Origin of the sequence: Micromonospora haikouensis (assembly GCF_900091595.1) — a bacterium.
Classification (GTDB): domain Bacteria; phylum Actinomycetota; class Actinomycetes; order Mycobacteriales; family Micromonosporaceae; genus Micromonospora; species Micromonospora haikouensis.
Genome location: NZ_FMCW01000008.1, coordinates 58,531 through 85,530, shown reverse-complemented (window position 1 = coordinate 85,530; position 27,000 = coordinate 58,531). Strand labels below are relative to the sequence as shown.

General features: G+C 74.1%; 23 protein-coding genes and 1 tRNA gene. 14 read left to right on the top strand and 10 right to left on the bottom strand.

The window, feature by feature from the left end; genetic code table 11:
• Positions 1-3: 3 nt before the first annotated feature.
• Positions 4-1,419, top strand: coding sequence for a cysteine--tRNA ligase (cysS, locus tag GA0070558_RS10035; RefSeq protein WP_091277942.1), 1,416 nt, complete (start codon positions 4-6; stop codon positions 1,417-1,419).
• Positions 1,419-2,549 carry a 23S rRNA (guanosine(2251)-2'-O)-methyltransferase RlmB gene (gene rlmB, locus GA0070558_RS10030; protein WP_091277941.1) on the top strand — a complete coding sequence of 377 codons (1,131 nt, stop codon included), beginning with the start codon at positions 1,419-1,421 and terminating at the stop codon, positions 2,547-2,549. The genes cysS and rlmB overlap by 1 nt, the downstream gene beginning before the upstream one ends.
• A 132-nt stretch (positions 2,550-2,681) precedes the next feature.
• Here rlmB and GA0070558_RS10025 read toward each other — a convergent pair whose 3' ends face one another.
• Positions 2,682-3,773 (bottom strand): ABC transporter ATP-binding protein, encoded by a 1,092-nt coding sequence (locus GA0070558_RS10025; RefSeq protein WP_091277939.1) that lies wholly within the window; start codon positions 3,771-3,773, stop codon positions 2,682-2,684.
• A gap of 364 nt (positions 3,774-4,137) precedes the next feature.
• On the opposite strand from GA0070558_RS10025, the gene GA0070558_RS10020 reads away from it, so the two are divergent.
• From GA0070558_RS10020 to GA0070558_RS10005, 4 genes are all read left to right on the top strand, one after another.
• Positions 4,138-4,214 (top strand) — tRNA-Thr (locus GA0070558_RS10020).
• 82 nt (positions 4,215-4,296) lie between these two features.
• A complete protein-coding gene (locus GA0070558_RS10015; protein WP_091277938.1) occupies positions 4,297-4,695 on the top strand; it encodes a helix-turn-helix domain-containing protein in 399 nt (132 codons plus the stop codon).
• A 35-nt stretch (positions 4,696-4,730) separates the two neighbouring features.
• Positions 4,731-5,150 (top strand): VOC family protein, encoded by a 420-nt coding sequence (locus tag GA0070558_RS10010; RefSeq protein WP_091277935.1) that lies wholly within the window; start codon positions 4,731-4,733, stop codon positions 5,148-5,150.
• Between the two features lie 97 nt (positions 5,151-5,247).
• Positions 5,248-5,733 (top strand): histidine phosphatase family protein, encoded by a 486-nt coding sequence (locus GA0070558_RS10005; protein ID WP_369523373.1) that lies wholly within the window; start codon positions 5,248-5,250, stop codon positions 5,731-5,733.
• A 43-nt stretch (positions 5,734-5,776) separates the two neighbouring features.
• Here GA0070558_RS10005 and GA0070558_RS10000 read toward each other — a convergent pair whose 3' ends face one another.
• Complete coding sequence (locus GA0070558_RS10000) at positions 5,777-6,325, bottom strand: hypothetical protein (RefSeq protein WP_091277931.1); 549 nt, start codon at positions 6,323-6,325, stop codon at positions 5,777-5,779.
• A gap of 166 nt (positions 6,326-6,491) precedes the next feature.
• Here GA0070558_RS10000 and GA0070558_RS09995 point away from each other — a divergent pair, with 166 nt between their 5' ends.
• The 3 genes from GA0070558_RS09995 to GA0070558_RS34855 all read left to right on the top strand — a co-directional run bounded on the left by GA0070558_RS09995 (position 6,492) and on the right by GA0070558_RS34855 (position 11,468).
• Positions 6,492-8,885, top strand: a complete 2,394-nt coding sequence (locus tag GA0070558_RS09995) for a M4 family metallopeptidase (RefSeq protein WP_091277929.1) — start codon at positions 6,492-6,494, stop codon at positions 8,883-8,885.
• Positions 8,886-8,963: 78 nt separating this feature from the next.
• Positions 8,964-9,773, top strand: coding sequence for an enoyl-CoA hydratase/isomerase family protein (locus tag GA0070558_RS09990; RefSeq protein WP_091278144.1), 810 nt, complete (start codon positions 8,964-8,966; stop codon positions 9,771-9,773).
• A 66-nt stretch (positions 9,774-9,839) separates the two neighbouring features.
• Positions 9,840-11,468, top strand: a complete 1,629-nt coding sequence (locus GA0070558_RS34855) for a serine/threonine-protein kinase (RefSeq protein WP_305119935.1) — start codon at positions 9,840-9,842, stop codon at positions 11,466-11,468.
• A 103-nt stretch (positions 11,469-11,571) separates the two neighbouring features.
• Here GA0070558_RS34855 and GA0070558_RS09980 read toward each other — a convergent pair whose 3' ends face one another.
• Together GA0070558_RS09980 and GA0070558_RS09975 are read right to left on the bottom strand one after the other, a co-directional pair.
• The gene (locus tag GA0070558_RS09980) at positions 11,572-12,015 is read right to left on the bottom strand and encodes an HNH endonuclease (protein WP_091277927.1); all 444 of its coding nucleotides are present in this window, start codon (positions 12,013-12,015) and stop codon (positions 11,572-11,574) included.
• Positions 12,016-12,236: 221 nt separating this feature from the next.
• On the bottom strand, positions 12,237-13,559 hold the full coding sequence (locus GA0070558_RS09975; protein WP_256091855.1) for a hypothetical protein: 1,323 nt from the start codon (positions 13,557-13,559) through the stop codon (positions 12,237-12,239).
• A gap of 214 nt (positions 13,560-13,773) precedes the next feature.
• On the opposite strand from GA0070558_RS09975, the gene adhE reads away from it, so the two are divergent.
• A complete protein-coding gene (gene adhE / locus GA0070558_RS09970; RefSeq protein ID WP_091277925.1) occupies positions 13,774-16,452 on the top strand; it encodes a bifunctional acetaldehyde-CoA/alcohol dehydrogenase in 2,679 nt (892 codons plus the stop codon).
• Positions 16,453-16,509: 57 nt separating this feature from the next.
• Here the strand turns inward: adhE and GA0070558_RS09965 are convergent, their stop codons facing one another.
• The gene (locus GA0070558_RS09965) at positions 16,510-18,036 is read right to left on the bottom strand and encodes an FAD-dependent oxidoreductase (RefSeq protein ID WP_091277923.1); all 1,527 of its coding nucleotides are present in this window, start codon (positions 18,034-18,036) and stop codon (positions 16,510-16,512) included.
• 86 nt (positions 18,037-18,122) lie between these two features.
• Positions 18,123-18,605 carry an MSMEG_6728 family protein gene (locus GA0070558_RS09960; RefSeq protein WP_091277921.1) on the bottom strand — a complete coding sequence of 161 codons (483 nt, stop codon included), beginning with the start codon at positions 18,603-18,605 and terminating at the stop codon, positions 18,123-18,125.
• A gap of 99 nt (positions 18,606-18,704) precedes the next feature.
• Between GA0070558_RS09960 and GA0070558_RS09955 the strand changes: the two genes are divergently transcribed.
• From GA0070558_RS09955 to GA0070558_RS09945, 3 genes are read left to right on the top strand one after another with little or no spacing between them, the layout of a single operon-like run.
• The gene (locus tag GA0070558_RS09955; RefSeq protein WP_091277919.1) at positions 18,705-20,498 is read left to right on the top strand and encodes a potassium channel protein; all 1,794 of its coding nucleotides are present in this window, start codon (positions 18,705-18,707) and stop codon (positions 20,496-20,498) included.
• 42 nt (positions 20,499-20,540) lie between these two features.
• Positions 20,541-21,023: a hypothetical protein gene (locus GA0070558_RS09950; protein ID WP_077938111.1), complete on the top strand. Its 483-nt coding sequence runs from the start codon at positions 20,541-20,543 to the stop codon at positions 21,021-21,023.
• A complete protein-coding gene (locus GA0070558_RS09945; RefSeq protein WP_077938096.1) occupies positions 21,020-21,373 on the top strand; it encodes a hypothetical protein in 354 nt (117 codons plus the stop codon). The genes GA0070558_RS09950 and GA0070558_RS09945 overlap by 4 nt, the downstream gene beginning before the upstream one ends.
• 13 nt (positions 21,374-21,386) lie before the next feature.
• Here GA0070558_RS09945 and GA0070558_RS09940 read toward each other — a convergent pair whose 3' ends face one another.
• The gene (locus tag GA0070558_RS09940) at positions 21,387-22,637 is read right to left on the bottom strand and encodes an APC family permease (RefSeq protein WP_091277918.1); all 1,251 of its coding nucleotides are present in this window, start codon (positions 22,635-22,637) and stop codon (positions 21,387-21,389) included.
• Between the two features lie 10 nt (positions 22,638-22,647).
• Entirely contained in the window at positions 22,648-23,424 is a 777-nt protein-coding gene (locus GA0070558_RS09935) for a phosphatase PAP2 family protein (protein WP_091277916.1), read from the bottom strand.
• A 78-nt stretch (positions 23,425-23,502) separates the two neighbouring features.
• Here GA0070558_RS09935 and GA0070558_RS09930 point away from each other — a divergent pair, with 78 nt between their 5' ends.
• Positions 23,503-24,726, top strand: a complete 1,224-nt coding sequence (locus tag GA0070558_RS09930) for a DUF4032 domain-containing protein (protein WP_176734161.1) — start codon at positions 23,503-23,505, stop codon at positions 24,724-24,726.
• Between the two features lie 180 nt (positions 24,727-24,906).
• Here the strand turns inward: GA0070558_RS09930 and nagA are convergent, their stop codons facing one another.
• The gene (gene nagA, locus GA0070558_RS09925; protein ID WP_091277914.1) at positions 24,907-26,016 is read right to left on the bottom strand and encodes an N-acetylglucosamine-6-phosphate deacetylase; all 1,110 of its coding nucleotides are present in this window, start codon (positions 26,014-26,016) and stop codon (positions 24,907-24,909) included.
• A 35-nt stretch (positions 26,017-26,051) separates the two neighbouring features.
• Positions 26,052-26,975 carry an ROK family protein gene (locus GA0070558_RS09920; RefSeq protein WP_091278136.1) on the bottom strand — a complete coding sequence of 308 codons (924 nt, stop codon included), beginning with the start codon at positions 26,973-26,975 and terminating at the stop codon, positions 26,052-26,054.
• Positions 26,976-27,000: the final 25 nt, after the last annotated feature.

Below are 27,000 nucleotides of genomic sequence, written 5' to 3'. Positions count from 1 at the left end.
GCCGTGACGCTACGCCTGTATGACACCGCCACCCGATCGGTGCGGGACTTCGTCCCGCGGGAAGCCGGCAAGGTGGGGGTCTACCTGTGTGGTCTCACGCTCCAGGGTCCTCCGCACATCGGCCACCTCCGCTCCGGCGTCAACTACGACGTGCTGCGCCGCTGGCTGCTGGCCCGGGGGTTCGAGGTGCGGTTCATCCGCAACCTGACCGACATCGACGACAAGATCCTGGTGAAGGCCTGCGAGCAGGACCGGCCGTTCTGGTCGATCGCGTACGCCAACGAGCGAGCGCTGACCGCCGCCTACCGGTCACTGAACGTGTTGCCGCCGACGTACGAGCCGCGGGCCACCGGGCACATCCCCGAGATGCACGAGCTGATCGCGAAGCTGATCGACACCGGGCACGCCTACCCGGCCACCGACGGCTCGGGCGACGTCTACTTCGACGTGGCGTCCTGGCCGGCCTACGGCGCGCTGTCCGGGCAGTCGCCCGACGCGATGCAGGCCGCCGACGACGCCCCGGAGCGGGGCAAGCGCGACCCGCGCGACTTCGCCCTGTGGAAGGGCGCGAAGCCCGACGAGCCGGCCGACGCCTACTGGCCGTCGCCGTGGGGGCGGGGGCGGCCCGGCTGGCACATCGAGTGCTCGGCGATGTGCTGGCGCTACCTGGGCGAGGAGTTCGACATCCACGGCGGCGGGCTCGACCTGACCTTCCCGCACCACGAGAACGAGATCGCCCAGTCGCAGGCGGCGGGCCTGCCGTTCGCCCGCTACTGGGTGCACCACGGGCTGCTCGGCATCGGCGGGGCGAAGATGGGCAAGTCGCTCGGCAACGCCCTCGACCTGGCGTACGTCGCCTCGCTCGGGGTGCGTCCGATCGAGCTGCGCTACTACTACGCGGCGGCGCACTACCGGTCGCACATCGACTACACCGAGGACTCGCTGCGCGAGTGGGCCAGCGGCTTCCGGCGGATCGAGGGGTTCGTCCAGCGGGCCGCCGAGCGGGTCGGCCCCGGTGGGCTCGGCGAGCTGCCGGCCGGCTTCGTCGCGGCGATGGACGACGACCTGAACACCTCGGCCGCGCTCGCGGTGCTCCAGGAGGTGCTCCGGGAGGGCAACACCGCCCTGGCGACCGGCGACGATGTGACCGTCCGCACGGCGCTCGGCTCCGCGCGGGCGATGCTGGATATCCTCGGGATCGACCCCCTCGACGAGGCCTGGACCGGCGGCGGTCGCGTGGACGACCTGCGCGGCGTGGTCGACTCACTGGTCGCGCTGGCCCTGGAACAGCGCGCGCAGGCCCGCAGCCGCAAGGACTGGGCGGCCGCGGACGCCGTCCGCGACCAGCTCAAGCTGGCCGGCGTGGTGGTCGAGGACACCCCCCAGGGCCCCCGTTGGACTATTGGAGAGCAGGACTGATGGCCGGCAACTCGCAGCGCCGTGGCCGGCGACTGACGTCGAAGGCGGGTGCCCCCAAGGGCTCCGGCGGCAAGAACAAGGACTCTCTCGCGGGCCGGGGCAAGACCCTGCCCGCCGACGAGCGCCCCTGGCACAAGGCCTACTCGGGCACCGAGAAGCTGCCCCAGCGCACCGCCTGGAAGCAGGACAAGGAGCGCCGGGCGGCGGCCGAGGAGGGGCGTACCCCGAAGGTCGGCAAGCCGGGCACCAAGGACACCACCTGGGGCCGGGGCGGCGGCCGGGGGGTGCCGACCCTGCGGGGCGGCGCCGGCGGCCGGGGCGGCAAGCCGACCGCCCGCAGCGGGCCCCGGGTCGCGCCGGGCCGCAAGTCCAACCCGGCGAAGGACAGCCCGGAGCTGCTGGTCGGGCGCAACCCGGTGCTGGAGTCGCTGCGCGCCCAGGTGCCGGCCACCGCGCTCTACACGGCCCACGGCATCGAGATCGACGACCGGGTCACCGAGATCGTCCGCACCGCCGCCGACCGGGGCATCTCCATCCTGGAGATCAGCCGGGCCGAGCTGGACCGGATGACCGGCGGCGTGCTGCACCAGGGCATCGGCCTGCAGGTGCCGCCGTTCGCGTATGAGCCGTTCGAGGACCTGGTGGCGGCGGCGCTGGAGCAGACGGCCCCGCTGCTGGTGGCCCTCGACGGGGTCACCGACCCGCGCAACCTCGGCGCGGTGATCCGGTCCGCCGCCGCGTTCGGCGCGCAGGGCGTGTTCGTGCCGGAGCGGCGGGCCGCCGGGATCACCGCGACGGCCTGGCGCACCAGCGCGGGCGCGGCGGCGCGGGTGCCCGTCGCCCAGGTCACCAACCTGACCCGGTCGCTGAAGGCGTGCCAGGACGCCGGGTTCATGGTCGTCGGCCTGGACGCCGACGGCGACACCGACCTGTACGACCTGGAGGCGGCCGTCGGCCCGCTGGTCGTGGTCGTCGGCTCCGAGGGGCGCGGGCTGTCCCGGCTGGTCGGCGAGACCTGCGACCTGACGGTGAGCATCCCGATGGTCTCCGAGGTGGAGTCGCTCAACGCCAGTGTCGCCGCGGCGGTCACTCTCGCCGAGGTGGCCCGCCGCCGGGCCGCGGAGTCCTGACCCGCCGCACCCGACCGACGCGCCGGGCCGTCCCCGCACCAGGGGGCGGCCCGTCGTGCGTCCGGCTCCGGCAGGCGTACGCGGAAGGGGCGGCCCGCCACCCGGCGGACCGCCCCTTTCCGTGCTGCTGCGTCAGATCCGCTTGCCGGTGGCGGCGTTGAAGACGTGGGTACGCCCGGCGCGCGGCTTGACGAACACGGTGTCACCCATGTTCGGCATGGTGCGCCGGTCGGTGCGGACCACGAAGCGCTCGTTGTGGCCCTCCAGCGCGGCGTGGCCGTAGACGTTCGCGTCGGAGCCCAGGTCCTCGACCAGCTCGACCACGACGGGCATGCCGCCCTCGGTGGGGCTGACCAGGTCGCAGTCCTCCGGGCGGAACCCGACGGTGACCTTGTTGTTGCCGCCCTCGGCGCGGGCCGCCTCGGCCTGCTCGCGGGTCAGCGGGATGTTCATCTCGGCGAACGCCGCGCCCCGCTCGCTGAACGGGACGGTCTTGATGTTCATGGCGGGGGAGCCCATGAAGCCGGCGACGAAGACGTTGGCCGGGGTGTCGTAGAGCGCCCGGGGGGTGTCCACCTGCTGGAGGACGCCGTCGAGCATGACCGCCACCCGGTGACCCATGGTCATGGCCTCGACCTGGTCGTGGGTGACGTAGACGGTGGTGATGCCGAGCTTCGCCTGCAGCGACGCGATCTGGGTGCGGGTCTGCACCCGGAGCTTGGCGTCGAGGTTCGACAGCGGCTCGTCCATGAGGAAGACCTGCGGCTCGCGGACGATCGCCCGGCCCATCGCGACCCGCTGGCGCTGACCGCCGGAGAGGGCCTTCGGCTTGCGGCTGAGGTACTCCTCCAGCTGGAGCAGCCCGGCCGCCTCCTTCACCCGCCGGTCGATCTCGTCCTTGGGGGTCTTGCGCAGCTTGAGCGCGAACGCCATGTTCTCGTACACCGACATGTGCGGGTAGAGGGCGTAGTTCTGGAAGACCATCGCGATGTCGCGGGCCTTCGGCGGCAGGTGGGTGACGTCGCGGTCGTCGATGTAGATCGCGCCGTCGTCGACGTCCTCCAGGCCGGCGAGCATGCGCAGGCTGGTGGACTTGCCGCAACCGGAGGGGCCGACCAGGACCAGGAACTCGCCGTCCCCGATCTGGAGGTCGAGCTGGTTCACTGCGGGACGCTCGGTGCCCGCGTAGATGCGGGACGCCTTCGCGTAGGTGACCGTAGCCATGCTGGAGCGCTTCCTTTCACCGGCAGGAACGTGCCGGACGATCCGAGTGAAGGAGCGACCGGCGTCGTGTGACGCCGGCCATCGGGCGACACGCCGGGCAGCCGGGGCCGCCGGAAGTGTCATCCGTGTCACTGCACGGTAAACGCCTTTTCGTATCCTGCCAAGACATGAACCATCGGGTGCGACGGACGGCATACGCATTCCGGGCAGTCGGGCACAGCCGGGCATCAATCTCCGCGCGGTTTCGCCGGGCCGGCGACGAACGGTCGCCTCCCGGTTCGGAAAGATTGCGTTTTCCGTGCTCGGAGGGGCTGCCGAGGGGGATGTTCGCAGGTCTGTCGCTTATGCTGACCACGCACGATGCGCCCCTGTAGCTCAGCTGGCCAGAGCACTCGCCTTGTAAGCGAGATGTCGCCGGTTCGATCCCGGCCGGGGGCTCCAGTCCCACAAGGCGGTTCCGGTGTCCTGCCGGGCCGTCCCGGTGGCGTGACAGCAGCGGCGACCGTAGCGCGACGGGGGTGGGATGAGCCGCGCCGTGGAGGAGTCCAACCGGGCGATGCTGCGCGCCCGCGACGCCATGGACCGGTCGTACGCCCAGCCGTTGGACATTCCCGCCCTGGCGCGGATCGCGCACGTCTCACCGGCGCATTTCATCCGCACCTTCCGGGCCACCTTCGGCGAGACCCCGCACCGCTACCTGCAACGTCGTCGGGTCGAGCGGGCCATGTACCTGCTGACCCAGACCGACCGGGACGTCACCGACGTCTGCTTCGCGGTGGGGTTCGCCAGCCTCGGGACGTTCAGCCGGACGTTCCACCGGATCGTGGGCGAGCCGCCGACGGCGTACCGGCGGGGCCGGGCCCCGGTGGACGTGCCCGCCTGCTTCGCCAAGGCCTGGACGCGACCCAGCAGTTTTGGATAAGCGGCAGGTCAGGGCGGTCGCATAGCGTTCCGGGCATGACGATGAACGCGATCAGCCGCTCCCAGATCTACGTGCTCGACCAGGACGAGGCGCTCGACTTCTATGTGGGCAAGCTCGGCCTGGAGGTCAACACCGACGCCGATCTCGGCTTCATGCGCTGGCTGACGGTCAACCTGCCGGGCGACCCGGAGCGGGAGATCCTGCTGGAGAAGCCGGGGCCGCCGGCCCTCGACCCGGCGACGGCCGAGCAGGTGCGGGAGCTGCTCACCAAGGGTGCGCTGGGCGGCTACCTCTTCATGACCACCGACGACGCGCAGAAGACGTACGAGGACCTGGTCGGCAAGGGCGTGGAGGTCACCGACGAGCCGACCGAGCGCCCGTACGGCATCGACTTCGGCATCCGGGACCCGTTCGGCAACAAGATCCGTATCGGGCAGATGTTCCCGCGCGGCTGAGCCCGTTCCGTGCGGCCGGGCCGGCGGGGCGTCGGGGGCGCGGGTTAGCATCGCGCCTCCCGACCGGTGAGGTGACGATGGCGAGCGGCTGCGCGGGGTGCCGTTCGCCGCCGTCCACCACGGGCCGCTGCCCCGGGCCGCGCAGACCGCCGGGCTGGTCGCCCGGTCGCTGCCCGGTGTCCCGGTGTACGCCACCGAGCTGGCCGGCGACCACCTGCCGCACGACACCGACCCGGCGGGCCTGCCCCCGGCGTACGCGAGGCTCCTGGCCGCCTACTCGCCGGCCGAGCGGGTCGACGGGCCGCGGCTGACGGCGGCGGCCGTGGCCCGGTTCGCCGCCGTGCCGGCAGCCGGCGACGACCGGGTCCTGGTGGTCACCCACACCTTCCTGATCGCCTGGCTGGTGCGGCACGCGCTGGACGCGCCGCCGGGGCGCTGGCTCGGGCTGGGCCACCACAACGCCGGCCTGACCGTGATCCGTTACCGCTCGGCCGGGCCGGCGACCCTGGTCGCGGTCAACGACGTGTCCCACCTGCCGCCGGACCTGCGGGCCACCGGCCTCCCGGCGGCCTACCGCTTCTGATCCCCCGGTGGGGCGTGGTCGCCGACGGTGGCCGCCACCCGGGTCAGCGGGCGGACGTGAGCACGAACTCGGCCAGCGCCGACGCGGCCGGCGGCGGCGTGCCCGCGACCGGGCAGTCGGTCCAGTCGACCGTGGCGCCGCCGACGCTGACCTGGTATTCGAAGGCGTCGCCGCAGCGACCGTCGGAGTCGTCGGTGCCGCCCTCGGCGATCCGGGGGGCGGCGGCGAGCTGCCGCAGCCGGTCGAGGTCGGCCCCGGTGAACCGGCCGGTCCGCCGTGCGCCGGCCCGGTCGACGGCCGTCCACCGGCCGTCCGGCTCGACGGTGACGGTGTCGTCCAGCCCGCCGTAGCCGCCGGAGCGCCGCACGACCACACGGTCGGCGGCCACCGGGGCGGCGGTGCCGGTGGTCGCCGGGCCTCCGGTGGACCCCGCCGGGCCGGTGGTCGGCGCGCCCGGGGCGGGCGTCGGCCCGGTGACGCCGGAGGGGGTCGACGTGGGGGTGCCCGGGTCGCCGGCGGAGCATCCGACCGACGCCAGCGACGCGGTGACGGCGGCGGCGACGAGGACGGCGCGGAGGAGAGTCGATCTCATATTGGTGGGACGTGTCCGGACTCGACCCGGTTCCGTCACCTGCCGTTACTCATCCGTTCGGCCAGTGTTGGTGTCTGATAGCGCTCCCGCCCTTCCCCTCTGGTTGATGTGACTCTATATCTACATGCGTGACTACCCCCGTCACATCTTCTTGCCAGGAGGGCACGTGAAGAAAACCCTCGCCGCTGCGAGCGCAGCGCTGCTGACCGGCGGCCTGCTCGCCTGCGTCACCACCACGGCGCAAGCGGCACCCCCCGCCGCCCCCACCCCGGACGCCGCCGCCGCGGCCCGTGCCGACTCGGTCCTGCGCGCCAACCCCGGTGCCGTGCAGGGGACCGGCGCGGAGGCCTACCAGGTCGTCCGCACCAAGGTGGACGGCAGCGGTGCCTCACACACCCGCTACACCCGCACCTACCACGGCCTGCGCGTCTACGGCGGTGACTTCGTCATCCACGCCACCGCGAACGGCCAGTACGCCGGGGCCTCGGTGGGCCTCGCCGCCCCGCTGACCCTCGGCACCAGCCCGAAGGTCACCTCCGCCAAGGCCAAGGCTGCCGCGCGCAAGGAGTTCTCCGGCTCGCTCACCGCCGTGGGCACCCCGGAGCTCTTCGTCGACGCCAGCTCCGGCAAGGGCCGCCTGGCCTGGGAGACCGTCGTCAGCGGCTGGAAGGCCGACAAGCAGACCCCGTCGAAGCTGCACGTGATCACCGACGCCGTCACCGGCGCGCTCATCGGCTCGTACGACGAGATCGAGTCGGTCGCCGGCAGCGGAACCGGCATCTACACCGGCGCGGTCGCCATCGACACCACGCTCTCCGGCAGCACCTACCAGATGATCGACCCGGTGCGCGGCAACGGCACCACCTGCGACATGAACAACGGCACGTCGACCTGCACCACGTTCACCGACGCCGACAACGTCTGGGGCACCGGCGCCAACAGCAACCGGCAGTCGGCCGCCGTCGACGCCCACTTCGGGGCCGCCAAGACGTTCGACTACTTCAAGAACGTGCACGGCCGCAACGGCATCTTCGGCAACGGCGCGGGCGTGCCGAGCCGGGTGCACTACGGCAACAACTACGTCAACGCCTTCTGGGACGGCTCCCGGATGACCTACGGCGACGGGTCCAGCAACTCCCGCCCGCTGGTCTCCCTCGACGTGGCCGGCCACGAGATGAGCCACGGCGTCACCGAGGCCGTCGCCGGCCTGGTCTACTCCGGCGAGTCCGGCGGCCTCAACGAGGCCACCAGCGACATCTTCGGCAACATGGTGGAGTTCTACGCCGCCGCGCCGAGCGACCCGGGCGACTACCAGGTCGGTGAGAAGATCAACATCAACGGCAACGGCACGCCGCTGCGCTACATGTACAACCCGTCGCTGGACGGCTCGTCCGACTCGTGCTGGTCGACCAGCACCAAGAACAAGGACGTGCACTACTCCTCCGGCGTCGGCAACCACTTCTACTTCAACCTCGCCGAGGGCACCGGCGCGACCGCGTACGGCACCTCGCCCGTCTGCGGCTCCGCCCCGGCGGTCACCGGCATCGGCCGGGCCAAGGCGGAGAAGATCTGGTTCCGCGCGCTCGACGTGTACTTCACCTCCAACACGTCGTACGTCAACACCAGCAACCCGGCGAACACCGCGCGGGCGTACAGCCTCAAGGCGGCCACCGACCTCTACGGCAGCTGCTCCACCGAGTACAAGGCCGTCCAGGCGGCGTGGACCGCGGTGAACGTGGCCGGCAGCGACGCGCCCTGCTCGTCGACCGGCAACGACTTCTCCGTCACGCTCTCGCCGACCTCCGGCTCGGTCACCGCCGGCGGCTCCGCCAGCACCAGCGTGGCCACCGCCACCACCAGCGGCACCGCGCAGACCGTCGCGCTCTCCGCGTCCGGCCTGCCCTCCGGCGCGACCGCGTCGTTCAGCCCGGCCTCGGTGACCTCGGGCGCGTCGTCCACCCTCACCATCGCCACCGGCGCCAGCACCCCGGCGGGCACCTACACCGTCACGGTGACCGGCACCGGCACCTCGGTGAACCACACGGCCACCTACACGCTGACGGTCGGCGGCGTCGGCGGCTGCACCGGCGCGGGCCAGAAGCTCGGCAACGCCGGCTTCGAGTCCGGCAACACGGTGTGGACGGCCTCCTCCGGCGTCATCGCCCAGCACGGCACCAGCCAGCCGGCCCGCACCGGCACCTACAGCGCCTGGCTCAACGGGCGCGCCACCAGCAACACCGAGACGCTGTCCCAGTCGGTGAGCCTGCCGGCGGGCTGCAGCTCGTACAACTTCAGCTTCTGGCTGCACATCGACTCGAACGAGAGCACCACGAGCACCCAGTACGACAAGCTCTCCGTGCAGGTGCTCAACTCGTCCGGGACGGTGCTGGCGACCCTGGCCACGTACTCGAACCTGAACAAGGCCACCGGTTACTCGCTGAAGTCCTTCTCGCTGGCCTCGTACGCCGGCCAGACCGTCACCCTGAAGTTCACCGGCACCGAGGACTTCTCGCTCCAGACGTCCTTCGTCGTCGACGACACCGCGGTCGACGTCGCCTGACGTAGCCGTACCTCTCCCGGCCCGGCGGCCACCCCACTCGGGTGGTCGCCGGGCCCACGTCGGTATCGTCGAGGGGTGGTGGCGGTGCCGGACGCGGAGCTGACCGTCGGGACGACCGGCCCGGTGGCCACGATCGTGATCTCCAACCCGCGGCGGCGCAACGCGATGACCCCGGCGATGTGGCGGCGGCTGCCGGTGCTGCTGGACCGGTTGGAGGCCGACGAGCGGATCCGCGCGCTGGTGCTCACCGGCGCGGCTGGCACGTTCTGCGCCGGGGCCGACCTCGGTGACCTCGACGAACTGCTCGACGCCGGTGACGCCAGCATCGCCGTCGCCGCCGAGGAGCGGCTCGCCGCCTTCGCCCGGCCGACCGTCGCCGCGATCGAGGGTGCCTGCGTCGGGGGCGGCTGCCAGCTCGCGGTGGCCTGCGACCTGCGGCTCGCCGCCGCCGACGCCCGGTTCGGGGTGCCGCCGGCCCGGCTCGGCCTGGTCTATCCCGCGCCCACCACCCGCCGGCTGGCCCGGCTGGTCGGCCCGTCGGCCGCGAAGCACCTGCTCTTCACCGCCGAGCTGATCGACGCCGAGCGGGCCCTGCGGATCGGGCTGGTCGACGAGGTGCTGCCGCCGGCCGGGCTCGCCGCCCGGGTGGCGGCGCTCACCGCCACGATCGCCGAGCGCTCCCGGCTCACCGTCGCCGCCGCGAAGGAGATCGTCGACGACCGGGCCGACGCGGAACGGATCGCCTGGTGGCACGGGCAGGTCCGGGACATCGGGGAGGCCCGGGAGGGGGTGGCGGCCGCCAACGGGCGCCGGGCGCCCCGGTTCGGCTGGGCCCCGCCCGCCGCCGACGGACCGTCCACACCGGAACGCCCGGCACCCGGGCCCTGAACTGCCCGATCGGGTTTTCTCGATGATCGGTTGGTGTGACGGGGCCCATACTGGCACGCTGTGCCGGTGCAGATCGATCAATTCCTCAACGGCCGGTACCGCCTGGGAGATCGCATCGGCAAGGGCGGCACGGCGGTGGTCCACCGGGCGTACGACGAGCTGCTGGAACGCGAGGTGGCGGTCAAGGTGCTGCTCGGTTCGGACCGGGCCGCCCGCCGACGCATCCGCGCCGAGGCGAAGGCCGCCGCCCGGCTCTCGCACCCGAACGTCACCAACGTCTACGACTACGGCGAGGCGCTGACCCACACCGGAGAGCCCGCGCCGTACGTGGTGATGGAGCTGCTGCCCGGTCCCACCCTGGCCCGGCGGCTCGACGACGGACCGCTGCCGGCGGTGGAGGGGCTGCGGATCTGCGCGGAGGTCGCCGCCGCGCTCGCCGCGGCGCACGCGCGGGGTCTGGTGCACCGCGACGTCAAGCCGGCCAACGTCGTGCTCACGCCGTCCGGGGCGAAGGTGGTCGACTTCGGCACGGCTGCCGCCGTCGGCCAGCCGGAGATCGACTTCGACGGCAAGCTGCTGGGCACCCCCTCCTACCTGGCGCCGGAGCGGCTCGACGCCGGGGAGGTGGTGCCCGCCTCCGACGTCTACGCGCTCGGGCTGCTCGTCCACCTCGTGCTCACCGACGAGCTGCCCTGGGAGACCGACACCCCCACCCAGATGCTGCGGGCCCACGTCTACGTCGAGCCGAGGCCCCTGCCGCCGGTCGTCGGCGTGCCGGCCGAGGTGGCCGAGCTGTGCCGGCGCTGCCTCGCCAAGGACCCGGCCGCCCGGCCGTCCGCCGAGGAGGCGGCGGCGCGGCTGGCGGCGGTGGTCACCCGGATGCGGGCCGCCGAGGCGGCCCGGCCCGAGCCGACCGCGGCCGCCGCCGGTGACGGCCCGGCCGGCGGGGGTGCCGACCGGTCCGGCGGTGCCGACATGTCCGGTGCTGCGGGCGGGAGCGGGGGCGGGGCGGAGGCCGGCTCCGGCGACGCGCCGCGCGGGCCGGCACCGCGCCCCGCGCCCCGTCGGGATCCGGCCCGGCGGCGGTACCGGGCCCTGCTCGTGGTCGCCGCCGCGCTGGTCATCGCCGTGGCGACCGCCGGCTCGCTCGCCGACTCGTCCCGCCCGCACCGGTCCGGCGCGGCCGGTCCGACCGGGTCGCCGGTGCCCTCCGCCGACGAGGTCGTCGCCCCCGTCGGCGAGGTCCGACCCGCCGGCGACGTCGGCGTCCCCGCCGGGGACGCCGGCTCGCCGCGCCCCGGCGACCCCGCACGCAGCCCCGCCCCGGGCGGCGGGGCCCCGGGCCCGTCGGCCCCCGGCGGGTCGGGCAGGTCGCCGTCGGCGGCCCCGTCCCCCTCCACCTCCGCGTCGCCGTCCGCCCCGGACTCCGGCGAGGACCCGGCCGAGCCGGCCCCCGCCGAGCCGCCGACGGTCGCGGTGCGCGCGAGCGGCGGCATCGTCCGGGTGTCCTGCACGGGCCAGAGTGCGGCGGTGACGTCGACCGTGCCGGCGGACGGCTACCAGGTCGAGGAGTACGTGCCGGGCCCCACCCGGGAGGTCCGCGTCGTGCTCGGCTCCGCCGCCCACGCCAGCGACGTCCGGGCGAGCTGCGCCAACGGGATGGTGGTGCCGAGGGTACGGGAGATCGAGCGCTGACCCGGCCCGCGGTGGCACGGCCTGCGGTTGCCCGGCCGGGGCCGGCGGGTGCCGCGCCGGGGCGTACCCCCGACGCGGCCCCCCGTTCCCGCCGGCCGGCCGGTCACCGCCCCGCCAGCGACGCCCAGCTCGGTACGGCCGGCTCGTGCCGCAGCGGCATGCCCGCCTCGGCTGGCGTCCGGTCGCCCTTGCGCTGGTTGCACGCGTAGCAGGCGGCGGTGGTGTTGCGCCAGGTGTTGCGGCCGCCGCGCGAGCGGGGCAGGACGTGGTCGACGGTGCTGGCCGGCCCGCCGCAGTAGGCGCAGCACCGGTCGTCGCGGCGCAGCACACCCGCCCGGGACCAGGCCGGGCCGGCGCGCAACCGCCAGCGGGTCACCACGTACCGGACGAGGCGGACCACCCGGGGGACCGGGAAGATCCCGATCACCCGGTCCGGCTCGGCCTCGTGGATCTCGGCGACCCGGCGGCAGAGCATCCGGATCGCGTGCTGGACGGTGACCCGGTGCAGCGGGCCGAGGTCGGCGTTGATGACGAGGACGGCGTCCACCGGGTCTCCTTCCAGGGGCGACGGTGGGTCGGGCCGGACAGCGAAGAGCCGCCCGGGTCCGGCGGGGACGGGCGGCTCGACGCGTGCGGACGCGCGTCAGCCGGGCCGCCCTTCCCGGGGCGCGACGAATCGACAACCGCCGACGGTAAGCGCCGACGGCACGCCTCTGACGTGCGACAACGACATGATCGTCTCCCGGTTGGCTGGTTGACCTTGCGCGATCACGGTAGGTCGGCGGGGGTGAGGCCGGCAACGTATTTCGATCCACCGGGGACCTGGTCCGGATGGCGTGGCCGTCGGGTCCGGGCGGCGGCCCGCGCGTCGGCCAGCGGTCCGTCGACCCGGCCGGCCATCCGCACGGTCAGCTCCCCCTCCAGCAGCGGCCGGTTGACCTCACCGGCGACGGCGAGGGTCGGCCCGGACACCGTCCGCCAGATCGCGGTCAGCCCGGCGCCGAGCCCGACCAGGGCGACGGCCGCGCGGGTGGTGGGGGAGCCGGCCGCCGCGGCGGCGCTCACCCCGACCACCGCGAACAGCACCACCAGCAGGGGTACGAGCACGGGCCAGAAGATCCCCCGGGCCGCCTGCACGACCAACTTCCGGTCCCGGATGATCACGTTCCGGGCGACGACCGCGTAGTCCTCCTCGTCGAGCAGGTCGCGTGGGTGCAGCCCCCCGGTCAGCACGTTGCGCCACCGGTCGCCCTGGTTGCGCAGCTCGCGGGCCAACTCGTCGAGGCCGGCCTCGGCCGGGTCGCCCATCAGGGCCCGGGTGACCGCGTCGGCCCACGCCCGCAGCGACCGGCGCACGACGGCGGCCGAGTACGGCGGCAGCACGCTGGCCAGTTCGTCGAGCCACCGGCTGATCTCGTGCTGCCGGCCGGCGAAGCGCCACGGCACCTGCTCGGCCTCGCCGTGCCGGACGGTGTCGGCCAGCGACCGGCCGAGGCGGTAGGCCAGCCCGACCCGGGGGTTGGCGGCCATGGCCCAGCGCAGCACGTCCACGTTGAGGTCGTCCAGGGCGAGCAGCAGCGCCGCCGTCGCCTCGGTGGGCGGGACCGTCGCCGGCTCGGTGGGCGGGACCGTCGTCTCGGCCGGCAGGGCCGCTGTCGCCTCCGCCGTCGTCGTGTCGGTCGGCGTGGCCGCCCGGGCGGCGGCGGTGGACGGCGCGGCGCCGCCGGTGCCGGTCAGCGTGGCGATCTGGGCCAGCGCGACGTCGATCCCGTCGAGGTACATCCGCAGCCGCCGCCGGCCGGACATCTCGGTGAGATTGGTCAGCTTCACCGGCGGCCCGCCCGGGCGTCGCTGCGGCGCCGACAGGTCGGCCGTCTGCGCGTGGTGGTACGCGTCGGCCAGCCGCCAGCCCAGCCGCAGGGCCGTCACGACGCAGCCCCGCTCGTCCCGGAGCCGCCCGGCCGCGTCGTCGCCCCGGCCGCCGTGCGCGTCGCCGTCCCGGCCGCCGTAGGCGTCACCGGGCAGCGGCCCGTCGGCCGCGTCGCCAGTGGCCGGTTCGCGTCCCGCGCCCCGCCGGTGCACCGTCGACACCCGTCGACACCCCCGTCCGACCTCCCGGGCGGGCCCTGCCGGCCACCCGGGCACCCCTTCGAGCATATGCACCAATAGTTTGCTTTGTGGTGAATTGGGGTGCGGGGTCGGGACCTTCGGCGGTGCCGGAGGGGCCCTTCCGCACCACCGTCGGGATCGCCGGCGATCGATGCTGAAGGTGACCGAAGAAGCCGCGACCGCCGAGGTGTGACAGATGAAGGCCGAACCGAGGACCGCCCCGTCGACCGAGCTCGACGCCATGGTCGACGCCCTCGTCTCCGACGGGCTCAAGGCCCTGGCCGAGTACGACCGGTTCACCCAGGAGGAGATCGACCGGATCGTCCGCAAGGCGTCCGTGGCCGCGCTGGACCGGCACGCCGAACTCGCCCGGCTCGCCGTGACGGAGACCGGCCGGGGGGTCTTCGAGGACAAGGCCGTGAAGAACATCTTCGCCTGCGAGCACGTCACCCACAGCATGGCGCGGGTGCGGACCGTCGGGATCATCAGCCGCGACGAGATCGACGGCAGCGTGGAGATCGCCGACCCGGTCGGCGTCGTCGCCGGCATCACCCCGGTCACCAACCCCACCTCGACCACCATCTTCAAGGCCCTGCTGGCGCTGAAGACCCGCAACCCGATCGTCTTCGCGTTCCACCCGTCGGCGCAGCGGTGCAGCGTGGAGGCGGCCCGCACGGTCCGCGACGCGGCCGTCGCGGCGGGCGCGCCCGAGCACTGCGTCCAGTGGATCGAGCAGCCGTCGGTCGAGGCGACCACCGCGCTCATGCACCACCCCGGCATCGCCACCATCCTCGCCACCGGCGGCAACGCGATGGTCCGCGCCGCGTACTCGGCGGGCAAGCCGGCGCTCGGCGTCGGTGCGGGCAACGTGCCCGCGTACGTCGCGGCCAGCGCGAAGCTCAAGCGCGCCGTCAACGACATCGTGCTGTCCAAGGCGTTCGACAACGGCATGATCTGCGCCTCGGAGCAGGCGGTGATCCTCGACGAGGCCGTCGCCGACGCCGCGCTCGACGAGTTCCGGGCCCTGCACGCGTACGTGGCGTCGGCGCAGGACAAGGCGAAGCTGGAGGCGCTGCTGTTCCCCGCCGGCCGGCTCAACCCGGACGTCGTCGGGCGGCCGGCGGAGTGGATCGCCGAGCGGGCCGGCATCACCGTTCCGCCGCGTACCTCGATCATCCTGGCGGAGGTCGACCGCGTCGGCCCGGACGAGCCGCTGACCCGGGAGAAGCTCTGCCCGGTCCTCGCGGTGCTGCGCGCCCCGACCCGCGAGCAGGGCCTGCGGTATGCCGAGGAGATGGTCGAGTTCCACGGCCTCGGCCACAGCGCGGTGATCCACACCGAGGACGAGGCGCTGGTCGAGGAGTTCGGGCAGCGGGTCAAGGCGGTCCGGATCATCTGGAACTCGCCGGCCTCCCAGGGCGGCATCGGCGACATGTACAACGCCTTCCTGCCGTCGCTGACCCTCGGCTGCGGCAGCTACGGCCGCAACTCGGTGTCGAACAACGTCTCGGCGGTCAACCTGGTCAACATCAAGCGGATCGGCCGGCGGACCAACAACATGCAGTGGTTCAAGGTCCCGTCGAAGATCTACTTCGAGCCGAACGCGCTGCGCTACCTCGCCGAGATGCCGGACGTGCACCGGGTCACCGTCGTCACCGACGCCACCATGACCCGCCTCGGCTTCGTCGACCGGGTCAACCGGATCCTCCAGCGCCGCCCCGGCCACATCGCGCTCCAGATCATCGACGACGTCGAGCCCGAGCCCAGCGTGGAGACCGTCGACCGGGGCGCCGCCCTGATGCGCTCCTTCCAACCGGACACGATCATCGCCCTCGGCGGCGGCTCGGCGATGGACGCCGCAAAGGTGATGTGGCTGCGCTACGAGCACCCCGAGGTGGTCTTCGACGACCTGCGGGAGAAGTTCTTCGACATCCGCAAGCGCGCCTTCGCCTTCCCCACCCTCGGCGAGAAGGCCCGGCTGGTCTGCGTGCCGACCACCTCGGGCACCGGGGCGGAGGTGACTCCGTTCGCGGTCATCACCGACCGCCGCACCGGCAAGAAGTACCCCCTCGCGGACTACGCGCTCACCCCGACCGTGGCGATCGTCGACCCGGTGCTGACCGCCAGCATGCCGCGCGCCATCGCCGCCGACAGCGGCTTCGACGCGCTCACCCACGCCATCGAGGCGTACGTGTCGGTCTACGCCAACGACTTCACCGACGGCCTGGCCCTGCACGCGATCCGGCTGATCTTCGCCAACCTGGAGCGCTCGGTGACCGGCGGCTCCTCGACCGCCGGTGCCTCCTCGGCGGCGGGCGGCTCCTCGGCCGCCGGTGCTTCCCTGGCGGCGGGCGGCGACGCCGAGGCGCGGGAACGGATGCACAACGCCGGCACCATCGCCGGGATGGCGTTCGGCAGCGCGTTCCTCGGCATCGTGCACGCCATGTCGCACACCCTCGGGGCGACCTTCCACATCGCCCACGGGCGCACCAACGCGGTGCTGCTGCCGCACGTCATCCGCTACAACGGCACCGTCCCGTCGAAGTTGTCCGGCTGGCCCAAGTACGAGAGCTACCGCGCGCCGGAGCGGTTCGCCGAGATCGCCCGGACGCTGGGCCTGCCGGCGGCGACCCCGGCCGAGGGCGTCGAGTCGCTGGCGGCGGCCGTGGAACGGCTGCGCGACGCGGTCGGCATCGAGCCGTCGTTCGCCGCGATCGGCGTGGACGAGGCGGCGTTCGAGGCGGCCCTGCCGCAGCAGGCGCTCAACGCCTACGAGGACCAGTGCGCGCCGGCCAACCCGAGGATGCCGATGCTCGACGACATGCAGCAGCTCATGCGGGCGGCGTACCACGGCACGCGCTGGGCCGCCGCCTGACGCAGGTGTTAGGAGGGGGCCCTTCCTATGCAGAAAGCGTTAACAAGGTGCCCTTCCTTACCTCCCAGCGAGGAGGCCGCGGGGGCGGATCGAGCGGACCGGTTCGGCCGCCCCGCCCTCGGCGCGCAGGATGTGGTTCGCGGCGACGATCCCCGTCGCCGCGGACCGCTCCATCAGGGCGCTCGGGAAGTCGGTGCGGATGCCGTCGCCGGCCAGGTAGAGCCCGTCGGCGTCGGTGCGTACCCCCGGCCGCCGGGCGTGACCGCCCGGGGTGAACGCGGGGGCCTGCGCCTCGACCCGGGCCCGCAGCTCGCGCACCCGCAGCCGGGCCGCCTCCGGCCAGAGCGCCACCAGCTCGGCGCGCATCCGTTCGGCCAGCTCCTCGGCCGGCACGCCCGGCTCGCAGGCGTACGCGTGCAGCTCCAGCACCGAGCCGCCGGTGCGCTCCGCCCAGCGGCGGGACTCGTTCTCCAGCCGGTGGTAGAGCGTCACCGAGTCCAGGGTGGGCTGGCGGGACACCCCGCTGAACACCGCCCGCCCCGCATCGACGTCCCCGTCGCACCAGTAGCGGGCCACCGCGTACGGCGGGCCGGGGGTGCCGAACGCGGGCATCGCCGCGACCAGCTCCGGTGCGGCACCGGTCAGCACTGGCGAGGCGGCGACGAGGGCGGCCAGGGCTGGCGCGTCGACGGCGAGCACCACGTGCCCGGCCGGGTACGCCGTGCCGTCGGCGGCGCTCACCCGCCAGCCGTCGGGGGTGCGGTCCAGCCGGGTCGCGGCGACGCCGGTGCGTACCCGCCCGCCGTGGCGCTCGACGTGCCGGGCCAGCGGCTGCCAGATGGCGGTGCCGTAGTCCTCGTCGGGACAGTCGAACGCCAGCCCCTCCGGGTTGCCGAGCAGATAGAAGTGGAACTGGGCGATCATTTCGGCCGCCGACATCTCCGCCTCGTGGTTGAAGAACGAGTGGGAGAAGACCTCGAACAGCATCGCGCGGGCCCGGTCGGGCAGCCGCAGCGAGTTCAGCAGCTCGTCGGCGGTCCTGCCGTCGAACTCGGCGTACGTGCGCACGGGGTCGTAGGTGAGCAGCGGCAGCGCGGCGTCCCGGTCCATCGCCCGCAGGTCGGCCAGCCGCAGGCTGGGGCTGCGCAGCAGCAGGGCCAGCAGGTTGGCCGGCGGGGCCGGCGGCAGCCGCCCGAACTCCTCCGTGGGCCAGTCGGCGCTCAGGATCGGATAGCCGGGGACCGGCTTGAGGAACCGCAGCTCCGGGTCGACCCGGCGCAGGATCGACCGCCAGTTGTAGTACTGCCGGAAGAACGCGTGGAAGCCGTGCTCGTTGGCCTGGACGCCGTCGGCCAGCTCCTGCGGCCACGCGCCGAGCCGGCCGCCGAGGGTCGGGGCGGCCTCCAGCACGGTCACCCGCACCCCGCGCTCGGCGAGCACCACCGCCGCCGACATGCCGGCGATCCCGCCGCCGACGACCACGGCCTCCACCGGGCGCGGCACGCGGTGGGCGCCACCGCCGCCCGGGTCCACCACGTGCTGCCGTACGCCGATCAGCCGGCCCACCACCTGAGACAGTGCCATGCGCCCAGTCTGCCCGAGGTGCAAGGAAGGGCCCCCTGTTAACGCCTGCGGTCGAGAAGGGTCCCCTTCTTGCGCCTCCCAGCGCCTCAGCACAGCGTGCCGCGGCGCTCGCGGTCGGAGGCGGGCCAGACGTACTCCAGGCCCGGGTCGACGTCGCCGAAGATCGGGCGGTAGTGGTCCGGGTCCTTGCGCAGCAGCGACGAGCGGTGGCTGCGGTGCAGGTCGTCGCGGCCCAGCCACGGCGGCAGCTCACCGGCGTCGGCCAGCTCCGCCTGGGTGCGTACGGTGGTCACGCCGCAGGCGGCGGCGAGGTCGGCGACCAGCGTCGCCGCGCAGGTGTCGGCCCGCCCCGGCCCGCACCACACCGCGCAGACGTCCAGGCCGTAGCGGACCAGCGCCTCCTCGTACCCGGCCCACATCTTCACCGCCGGGTGGTTGCGCCAGCCGTACCCGGGTCGGGTCAGCCCGCGCAGCACCTGGATGGCCTCCACCCGCTGCTTGCCGAGCCGCCGGGTGTCCAGCGCCCGCGCGCTGGCCAGGAAGTCCGGGTACGGCAGGAACGTCTGCATGCCCCGCTCTACCCGTCCCCGGGCGCGACAATCGTTCCCGATGATCGTTCATGATCACGGGGCTGCGCGGGCTCCGCGCCGCTGACTACGATTCGGCGCATGGCGGAGCCCCTGCGCGACCGCGCGCGCCGCGCGACCGGCTGGCGGCTGCGGGTCAACGGGGAGACCCGCCCGCACTACGTCGTCTGCGGGTCGGATCCGCTGGCCTACTGGGTGGTACGGGCGCTGCTCGCCACCGAGCTGGACTCCGGCCGGGCGCGGATCACCCTGGTGGTGCCGGAGCGCCGCCGCTCCGACGGCCCCGACGGGCGCGACCTTCCCGGTCTCCACGTCGTCCGCGCCGACCGGCTCGACGAGGCGACGTTCCGGCGGGCCGGCCTGACCGGCGCGGACGGGCTGGCGCTGCTGCACCAGGACGACGTCGGCAACATGCACGCCGCGCTCTGCGCGCAGGAGGTGGAGCCCCGGCTGCGGCTGGTGGTACGCATGTTCAACACCAGCCTCGCCAACGGGCTGCGGCAGCTCTTCCCCGACTCGGCGGTGCTCTCCGACGCGTCGATGGCCGCCCCCGCGTTCGTGGCCGCCGCCCTCGGCGAGGTCGCCCCGACGCACTTCCGGCACGGCGGGCGCACCCTCTACGTGGCGCGTCGCGCCGACGTACGCGAGAAGGATGTCGTGTGCGGGGTGGCCGACACCCGGGATGCGGCCCGGCCGCGCCTCCTGCCCGCCGACGAGTCGACGGCCGACGTGGTGCTGGCCGAGGCGACCGGGCAGCCGCCCGGCACGGAGCTGGCCGCCCGCCGGCTGGTCCGGGCCCGCCGCCGGCGGCGGCCCGTCGCCGTGCTGCTGCGTGCGGTCCGCAGCTTCGCCACCCGCAAGATCGGGATCGCGGTGCTGGTGCTGCTGGCCGTCATCGCCGCGCTGGGCTGGCTCAACGCCCGGGCCGCGCACGTGGGCTGGGCCGACGCGCTCTACCTCACCCTGGTCACCACGCTCACCGGCGAGGACCCGGACGTCGCCAAGCCCGTCGCCGCACAGGTCATGCAGGTGGTGCTCAACCTGGCCGGGCTGGCGCTGATCCCGCTGATCACGGCCGTGGTCGTCGACGGGATCGTCAACGCCCGGCTGGCCCTGCACACCGGCCGGATCCAGCCCGCCCGGTCCGGGCACGTCGTGGTCGTCGGGCTGGGCAACATCGGCACCCGCGTCATGGCCCAGCTCAACGACTTCGGCGTCGAGGTGGTCGCCATCGACAAGGACCCGGAAGCCCGGGGCGCGTCGCTGGCGCACCGGCTCGGCGTGCCGATGGTGGTCGGCGACGCCGGTCGGGAGGAGACGCTGCGGTCGGCGTCCGTCGAGACCTGCCAGGCCCTCGTGGTGGTCTCCACCGACGACGACGTCAACCTGCGGGCCGCGCTGAACGCGCGGGGGCTCACCCCCGACCTGCGGGTGGTGCTGCGCCTGTTCGACGGCGACTTCGCCGAGCGAGTCCAGAAGGCGTTCGGCATCGGCATCTCGCGCAGCGTGTCGTATCTCGCCGCGCCGTCGTTCGCCGCCGCCCTGCTGGACCGGGCGGTGATCGCCACCATCCCGGTGGGCCGGCACGCCCTGTTGGTCACCGAGGTCCAGGTGGTCGCCGGGTCGCCGCTGGACGGCAGCCCGCTGTCCGCCGTGGCCCAGCCCGGCGCGGTACGCCTGCTCGCGCACGCCCGCCCCGGCCAGAAGGCGGACTGGTCCGCCGACCCCCGCCTGGTGATCACGGCCGGGGACCGGCTGACCGTGGTGGCCCGCCGGGCGGGGCTGACCGCCCTGCTGCGCGAGACCACCCCGCCCGCCCCGGAGCCCCCGCCCGCCCCGGCCGGCCCACCCCCGCCCAGGACGAGTGAAGAGTAGTGGCGCGTCCGGCCACCTACTCCCCACGACTTCCACGGTACTGTGGAAGTCGTGACGGCTGTATACGAAGAACTCCCGTTCAGCGAGTTCCTGCACAGGCCGGCGGCTGTGGCCGATCGGTTGGACTCCGTACGTGCTCTGCGGCTGCGGCGGCGCGGCGCCGGGGACCTGGCGTTGACCCGCGCCGACCAGTTGGAACAGGACGCTGTCGTCATCGATTTCACCGCGCGTCTGCTGGCCGGCCTCGTTCGTACCCAGTCCCCGGAGGCCGTGCGTCGAGTGCTGGGCGAGGCACTGCCCTGGGTGTCCTTCCTGCCTGAGGACGACGTCGACCAGTTGCTGGGCGAGTTGATCGAGGTGGCGCAGGGCGCGGCGTCACTGGAGAACCTGTCGCCGGTGGCGGTGCTGCTGGCCCAGTGGCGGCACACCGCCGAGATCCATGCCGACCCGACGCTGCTGGAGATCCTGACCCGAGAGCCGACCGGTGATCTCGGCCCGGTGCCCGCCCCCGAGGTTCGCCAGTGAGTCCGAAGCGGGGAGATCGGGCGGCCCCGCCCGCCGTCGGCACCGAGTTCGAGCTGCGGTTCGCCGACTCTGCGGCGGCCGACGGCTGGGAGCAGCTTGCCCGGCAGGTGCCGGCCAACCTCCGGCGCGCCTACGAGGTCCTACGAGCCGACCCCAGGTCGAGGACGGCACCCGAGAGGCAGCACCGCCTCAAGGGCGCGCTCGCCTCGGCGGCCTGGAAGGGGGAGCAGTTCGAGCGCTGGCAGTACGAGGTGACCGGTGGCGGGCGGATCTGGTATCTGATCGACGACGAACGGCGTACGGTCTGGCTCACCTATGCAGGTGCCGGACATCCCCGCGAGACGGACTGATCGGCGCACTTCTTCAGGCTTGCCGAGGGCGGAGGGCGTACCAGGCGGCGCCGAGGGCGAGCACGCCGAACCCGGCGAGCACGCTGGCCAGCGGCAGGCTGACCGCGAGCGCCACGCAGCCGACCAGCCCCAGCACGGCGAGCAGCCGCACCGGCAGCCGGCGGCCCGGGTCGCGGCCCAGGGTGAGCGCCGAGGCGTTGGTGATGGCGTAATAGACCAGCACCGTGCAGCTGGAGAAGCCGATCGCCCCGCGTACGTCGCCGACGAGCACCACGACCGTCACCACGGCGGCCACCGCCAGCTCGGCCCGGTGCGGCACCCGGCGCACGGGGTGCACGGCGGCCAGGCCGTGCGGCACGTCCCGGCGGCGGGCCATCGCCAGCAGGGTCCGGCCCACCCCGGCGACCAGCGACAGCAGCACCCCGGTCACCGCCACGGTCGCCCCGGCCCGCACCACCCAGGCCAGGCCGGGCAGCCCGGCGGCCGTCACCACGTCGGCCAGGGGCGCGGCGGACGCGGCGAGCCGCCCGGCGCCGAGCACCCCGAGCGCCACCACCGCCAGCACGAGGTAGATCGCCAGCACCACGCCGAGCGCCAGCGGCACCGCCCGGGGGATCGTCCGCTCCGGGTCGCGCACCTCCTCGCCGAGGGTGGCGATCCGGGCGTACCCGGCGAAGGCGAAGAAGAGCAGCCCGGCGGCGGCCAGCACGCCGTGCGTGCCGGGGCTGCTGGAGGCGCCGGGCCCGGCGATCCGGCCCGCGTCGAAGCCGCCGCCGAGCAGGCCGGCCCCCGCGACCAGGGCCAGCACCGCCAGCACCACGCCCACCAGGGCCTTCGTGGCCGTCGCGGTCTTGCCGATGCCGCGCAGGTTGACGGCGGTCACCGCCGCGACGGCGGCGACGGCGACGAACCGGGCGCGCCCCGGCCAGAGGTACGCCCCGATGGTCAACGCCATCGCCGCGCAGCTCGCCGTCTTGCCGACCACGAAGCCCCAGCCCGCCACGAAACCGGCGAACGGGCCCAGCCGCTCCCGCCCGTAGACGTACGTGCCGCCGGATTCGGGATAGCGGGCGGCCAGCCGGGCCGAGCTGGTCGCGTTGCAGAACGCCACGAACCCGGCGAGGGCCAGCGCCACCAGCAGGCCCGCGCCGCCGGCCGACGCCGCCGCCGGGGCGAAGACCACGAAGACGCCCGCGCCGAGCATCGACCCCAGACCGATGACCACCGCATCGGGTACGCCCAAACGCCGCGCCAGCCGCTCCATGACCCGGACCCTAGGGGGCCGAGGTGAACAGCGCGGGCCGATCCCAGCCGCCCAGCAACCGCCGGGGCAGCGGCACGTCGTCCCACGGCACCCGGTGCAGCAGCCGGTCCAGCAGGAGCCCCAGCAGCAGCCCGGCCACCGAGTCGGTCAACCAGTGCCACCCCAGGTAGGTTGTGGTGCAGAGCACGACGGCCGGCGGAACCAGCCGGACGACGGCCACCAGCCGGGGCGGCACGGTCCGGCCGAAGCTGGCCAGCAGCGGCGTCAGCAGCAGCGCGATGACGCCGTACCAGACGATGGCGTTGGCGACGTGGCCCGACGGGTAGGACTGGGCGAACCGCACCGGCAGGTCGTGCTGGAACAGCGGCAGGGTCGCCTCGGGGGGCAGAAACGGCTCCTTGACGCTGGCGCTCGGTGCGGGCCGGGCGGTCCACACCTTCAGCGGCCCGATGGTGAAGAGGGTGAACACGAAGGCGAGCACCGGCGGCAGCACCGGGCGCACCGAGCGCACCCGGACGGCCAGCAGCACCCCCATGCCCAGCGCGATCAGCGTCAGCGGGGTGCCCTGGCCCAGGTAGTTGAACACCACCGCCCCCCAGTACGCCGCACCGGGCCGGTGCGCCTCCGCCCAGTCGGCGATCGCGCGGTCGACGCCGAACAGCCGGCCGGCGGCGAGCGCGGCCGTCAACCCGACCAGTCCGGCGAGCAGCAGCAGATCGCACCACCAGCCGGCCGGGCGTACGGGCCTGAGCTGCACTTTCCGCCGTACCGTCTGGGTTTCACGCACCCGACCACGCTACCGGGCCGCCGCCCGCCCGCTGTGGGGCGAGGCACGATGGGGTGCGCTTCGGCGGGGTGACGCGTCATGCTGGTCGGCGTGCGGATCACCTCTGCCCTCGTGGACCCGGCGCTGCTCGACCTCCCGTGGTCGACCCCGCTGGAGGAGTGGCCTGCCGAGCACCTGGTGGCGTTGCCACAGGGCATCTCCCGGCACATCGTGCGCTTCGTCCGCCTCGGCGGGTACGTCTACGCGGTCAAGGAGACCGGCGAGCGGGTCGCCGAGCGGGAGTACGACCTGCTGCGGGCGCTGGAGCGGATCGACTTCCCGTCGGTGGAGGCGGTGGCGATCGTCGCCGACCGGCAGACCGACGACGGGGAGCCGCTGGACCCGGTGCTGATCACCCGGCACCTCCAGTTCTCGCTGCCCTACCGGGCGTTGTTCTCGCACACGCTGCGCCCCGAGACGATGGGCCGGCTGCTCGACGCGCTGGCCGCCCTGATCGTCCGGATGCACCTCACCGGCTTCTTCTGGGGCGACTGCTCGCTATCGAACACGCTGTTCCGCCGGGACGCGGGCGCGTTCGCCGCGTACCTGGTGGACGCCGAGACGGGGGCCCTGCACAGCTCGCTGTCCAACGGCCAGCGCGGCGAGGACCTGGAGATCGCCCGGGTCAACATCTTCGGCGAGGCGCTCGACCTCCAGGCCGCGGGCCTGCTGCACGAGTCGATCGACCCGGAGGTGGTGTGCGAGGAGGTCGTGCAGCGCTACGAGCGGCTCTGGCACGAGATCACCTACGAGCAGCAGGTCGAGCGGGAGGCCCGGCACGACATCGAGCGCCGGATCCGCCGCCTCAACGAGTTGGGCTTCGACGTGGCCGAGGTGGCCCTGTCCACCATCCCCGGCGGGCGGTACCTGGTGCGGCCGAAGGTGGTCGACGCGGGCTACCATCACCGCCGGCTGCTCCGCCTCACCGGGCTGGACGCCGAGGAGAACCAGGCCCGCAAGCTGCTCAACGACCTCGACGCGTACCGGGCGGAGAGCGACCTGACCGACGAGCAGCAGGCGTCGCACCGCTGGCTCACCGAGGTCTTCGAGCCGGTGGTGCGGGCGGTGCCGGCGCACCTGCGACGCAAGCTGGAGCCGCAGGAGCTGTTCGCGCAGATCATCGAGCACAAGTGGCTGCTCTCCGAGCGCGCCGGCCGGGACGTCGGCATGCGGCACGCGGTGCAGTCGTACCTGGCCGACGTGCTGGTGCACCGCCCCGACGAGCAGGCCGTCCTCGGCGTCGAGGTCGACGCCCTGCCCTGACCCGGCCGCCCGCCGCCCTGCCCGGCAATGCCTCCCGCCGACGCTAGCGAGCTGATGTCGTGGATGGATCGGGTGGCCGTCGGAAGCGCGCGTCGTCGGGAGCGTGATGTCGTAGACGACTCAGCTCCCTAGCGCGCGTGGTGCGCCTGTCGGGTCGGCCGCGCCACCGCCGCGCCAGCGTCACTCCACCCAGGAGCCGCTGCGCATCACCCGGACCACGTTCAGGTCGTCGTCGAGGACGACGAGGTCGGCGCGGAGGCCGACCTGGAGCGCGCCGACCCGGTCGCCGAGGCCGATGGCGCGGGCCGGGGTGGTGGCCACCATCCGGCAGGCGTCCGCCATCGGCACGCCCGCGTGCACGGCGTGCCGCAGGGCCGCGTCCATGGTGAGGGTGCTGCCGGCGATCGCCCCGTCGGCGGCCAGCCGGGCCACCCCGTCGGTGACGGTGACGGCCTGGCCGCCCAGCTCGTACTCGCCGTCGGGCATGCCGGCGGCGGACATCGCGTCGGTGATCAGCGCGGCCCGTTCGGGGCCGGCGGTGGCGGTGACGAAGGTGAGCATCCCGTCGTGCAGGTGCACCCCGTCGGCGACCAGCTCGCAGACCACGTTCGGGGCGTCCAGCAGGGCCACGACGGGGCCGGGCTCGCGGTGGTGCACCGGGCGCATGCCGTTGAACAGGTGGGTGCCGACGCTCGCGCCGGCACCCACGGCGGCCCTGGTCTGGTCGTACGTCGCGTCGGTGTGGCCGACGGCGGCGACCACCCGGTGGGCGGTGAGCAGCTTGATCGCCTCCAGCGCCCCGTCCCGCTCGGGGGCCAGGGTGACCATCCGCACCGCGCCCCCGCCCAGCTCGATCAGCTCGGTCAGCTCGGCGACGGACGGGTCGCGGAGGAACTGCGGGTTCTGCGCGCCGCACCGGGCCGCCGACAGGTACGGCCCCTCGAAGTGGACGCCGGCCAGCGTGCCCTCCTCGACGAGCGGCCGGTATGCGGCGGTCGCCGCCCGCATCAGCTCGAACGGCGAGCTGACCAGGCTGGCCAGCAGGGTGGTGGTGCCGTGCCCCAGGTGGAAGGCCGCCGCCTGGCGGGCGGATTCGGCGTCGCCGGTGGTGAACGTGTGCCCGCCGCCGCCGTGGGTGTGCATGTCCACGAAGCCGGGGACGATCCAGTGCCCGTCGCGCACCGACGGGTACTCGGCGACGGCGGTGATCCGGTCGCCGTCGAGTTCCACGCAGCCCTGCCGGATCACGCCGGTCGGGGTCACCACCTTGCCGTTCGCCCGCAGGGTCATCGCTTCTCCAGATGTGTGAGGCGTGCCGGTACAGATCAGCGGGCGTCGAGCGCCAGCAGGGCGGCGCCGAGGCAGCCGGCCTCGTCGCCGAGGGCCGCCGCGACCAGGCGCGGCCGGCGGTGGAACGTCATCCGCTCGTGCAGCGCGGCGCGCAGCGGGTCGAACAGGCGGGGACCGGCCCGGGCGAGGCCGCCGCCGATCACGATGCTCTCCACGTCGTACAGGGACTGGCCGGTGGCGAGCCCGTCGGCCAGCGCCTCGACCGCCTCCGCCCACACTCCGGCGGCGGCGGGCTCCCCGGCGGCGGCCCGGTCGGCCACGTCGGCGGCGCTCGCGGGCGTGCCGGCCAGCCCACCGCCGGTCAGCCCACCGCCGCCCGCCGCGCCGGTCGGGCCCGCGCCGGTGGCCTCCGCGTAGCGGCGGGCGATCGCCGAGGCGGAGGCGACGGCCTCCAGGCAGCCGTCGCGCCCGCAGCCGCAGCGCGGGCCGCCGGGGCGGACGAGGATGTGGCCGATCTCCCCGGCGGCGCCGTGCGCGCCGGTGGCGGCCACGCCGTCGACGACGTGGGCGGCGGCGATGCCGGTGCCGATCGCGACGAAGAGCACGTGCCCGGTGCCCCGGCCCGCGCCGAGCCGGGCCTCGGCGAGGCCGCCGACGCGCACGTCGTGGCCGAGCGCCGTGGGCAGCCCGAGCCGCGCCGCCGCCAAATCCCGCAGGGGTACGTCCCGGAAGCCCACGTTCGCCGACCAGACCGCCACCCCGGCGGCCTCGTTGACGACGCCGGGCACGGCGATGCCCAGCGCGACGGGGTCGAGCCCGTCGGCGCGGGCCTTGCCGGCCAGCCCTTCGGCGACGTCGAGGATCGTCTCGACGACCGCGTCGGGGCCCCGGCCCGCGTCGGTGGGGTGCCGCTCGGTGTGGACGGTGGTGCCGTCCGGGCGGACCAGCGCGCACTTCATGCCGGTGCCGCCCACGTCCAGCGCG

Coding starts and splice junctions, on each gene's coding strand:
- rlmB (WP_091277941.1), top strand. CDS start 1,419: ATGGCCGGCAACTCGCAGCGCCGTGGCCGGCGACTGACGTCGAAGGCG.
- GA0070558_RS10025 (WP_091277939.1), bottom strand. CDS start 3,773: ATGGCTACGGTCACCTACGCGAAGGCGTCCCGCATCTACGCGGGCACC.
- GA0070558_RS10015 (WP_091277938.1), top strand. CDS start 4,297: ATGAGCCGCGCCGTGGAGGAGTCCAACCGGGCGATGCTGCGCGCCCGC.
- GA0070558_RS10010 (WP_091277935.1), top strand. CDS start 4,731: ATGACGATGAACGCGATCAGCCGCTCCCAGATCTACGTGCTCGACCAG.
- GA0070558_RS10000 (WP_091277931.1), bottom strand. CDS start 6,325: ATGAGATCGACTCTCCTCCGCGCCGTCCTCGTCGCCGCCGCCGTCACC.
- adhE (WP_091277925.1), top strand. CDS start 13,774: ATGAAGGCCGAACCGAGGACCGCCCCGTCGACCGAGCTCGACGCCATG.
- GA0070558_RS09965 (WP_091277923.1), bottom strand. CDS start 18,036: ATGGCACTGTCTCAGGTGGTGGGCCGGCTGATCGGCGTACGGCAGCAC.
- GA0070558_RS09960 (WP_091277921.1), bottom strand. CDS start 18,605: ATGCAGACGTTCCTGCCGTACCCGGACTTCCTGGCCAGCGCGCGGGCG.
- GA0070558_RS09955 (WP_091277919.1), top strand. CDS start 18,705: ATGGCGGAGCCCCTGCGCGACCGCGCGCGCCGCGCGACCGGCTGGCGG.
- GA0070558_RS09940 (WP_091277918.1), bottom strand. CDS start 22,637: ATGGAGCGGCTGGCGCGGCGTTTGGGCGTACCCGATGCGGTGGTCATC.
- GA0070558_RS09930 (WP_176734161.1), top strand. CDS start 23,503: ATGCTGGTCGGCGTGCGGATCACCTCTGCCCTCGTGGACCCGGCGCTG.
- nagA (WP_091277914.1), bottom strand. CDS start 26,016: ATGACCCTGCGGGCGAACGGCAAGGTGGTGACCCCGACCGGCGTGATC.
- GA0070558_RS09920 (WP_091278136.1), bottom strand. CDS start 26,975: ATGAAGTGCGCGCTGGTCCGCCCGGACGGCACCACCGTCCACACCGAG.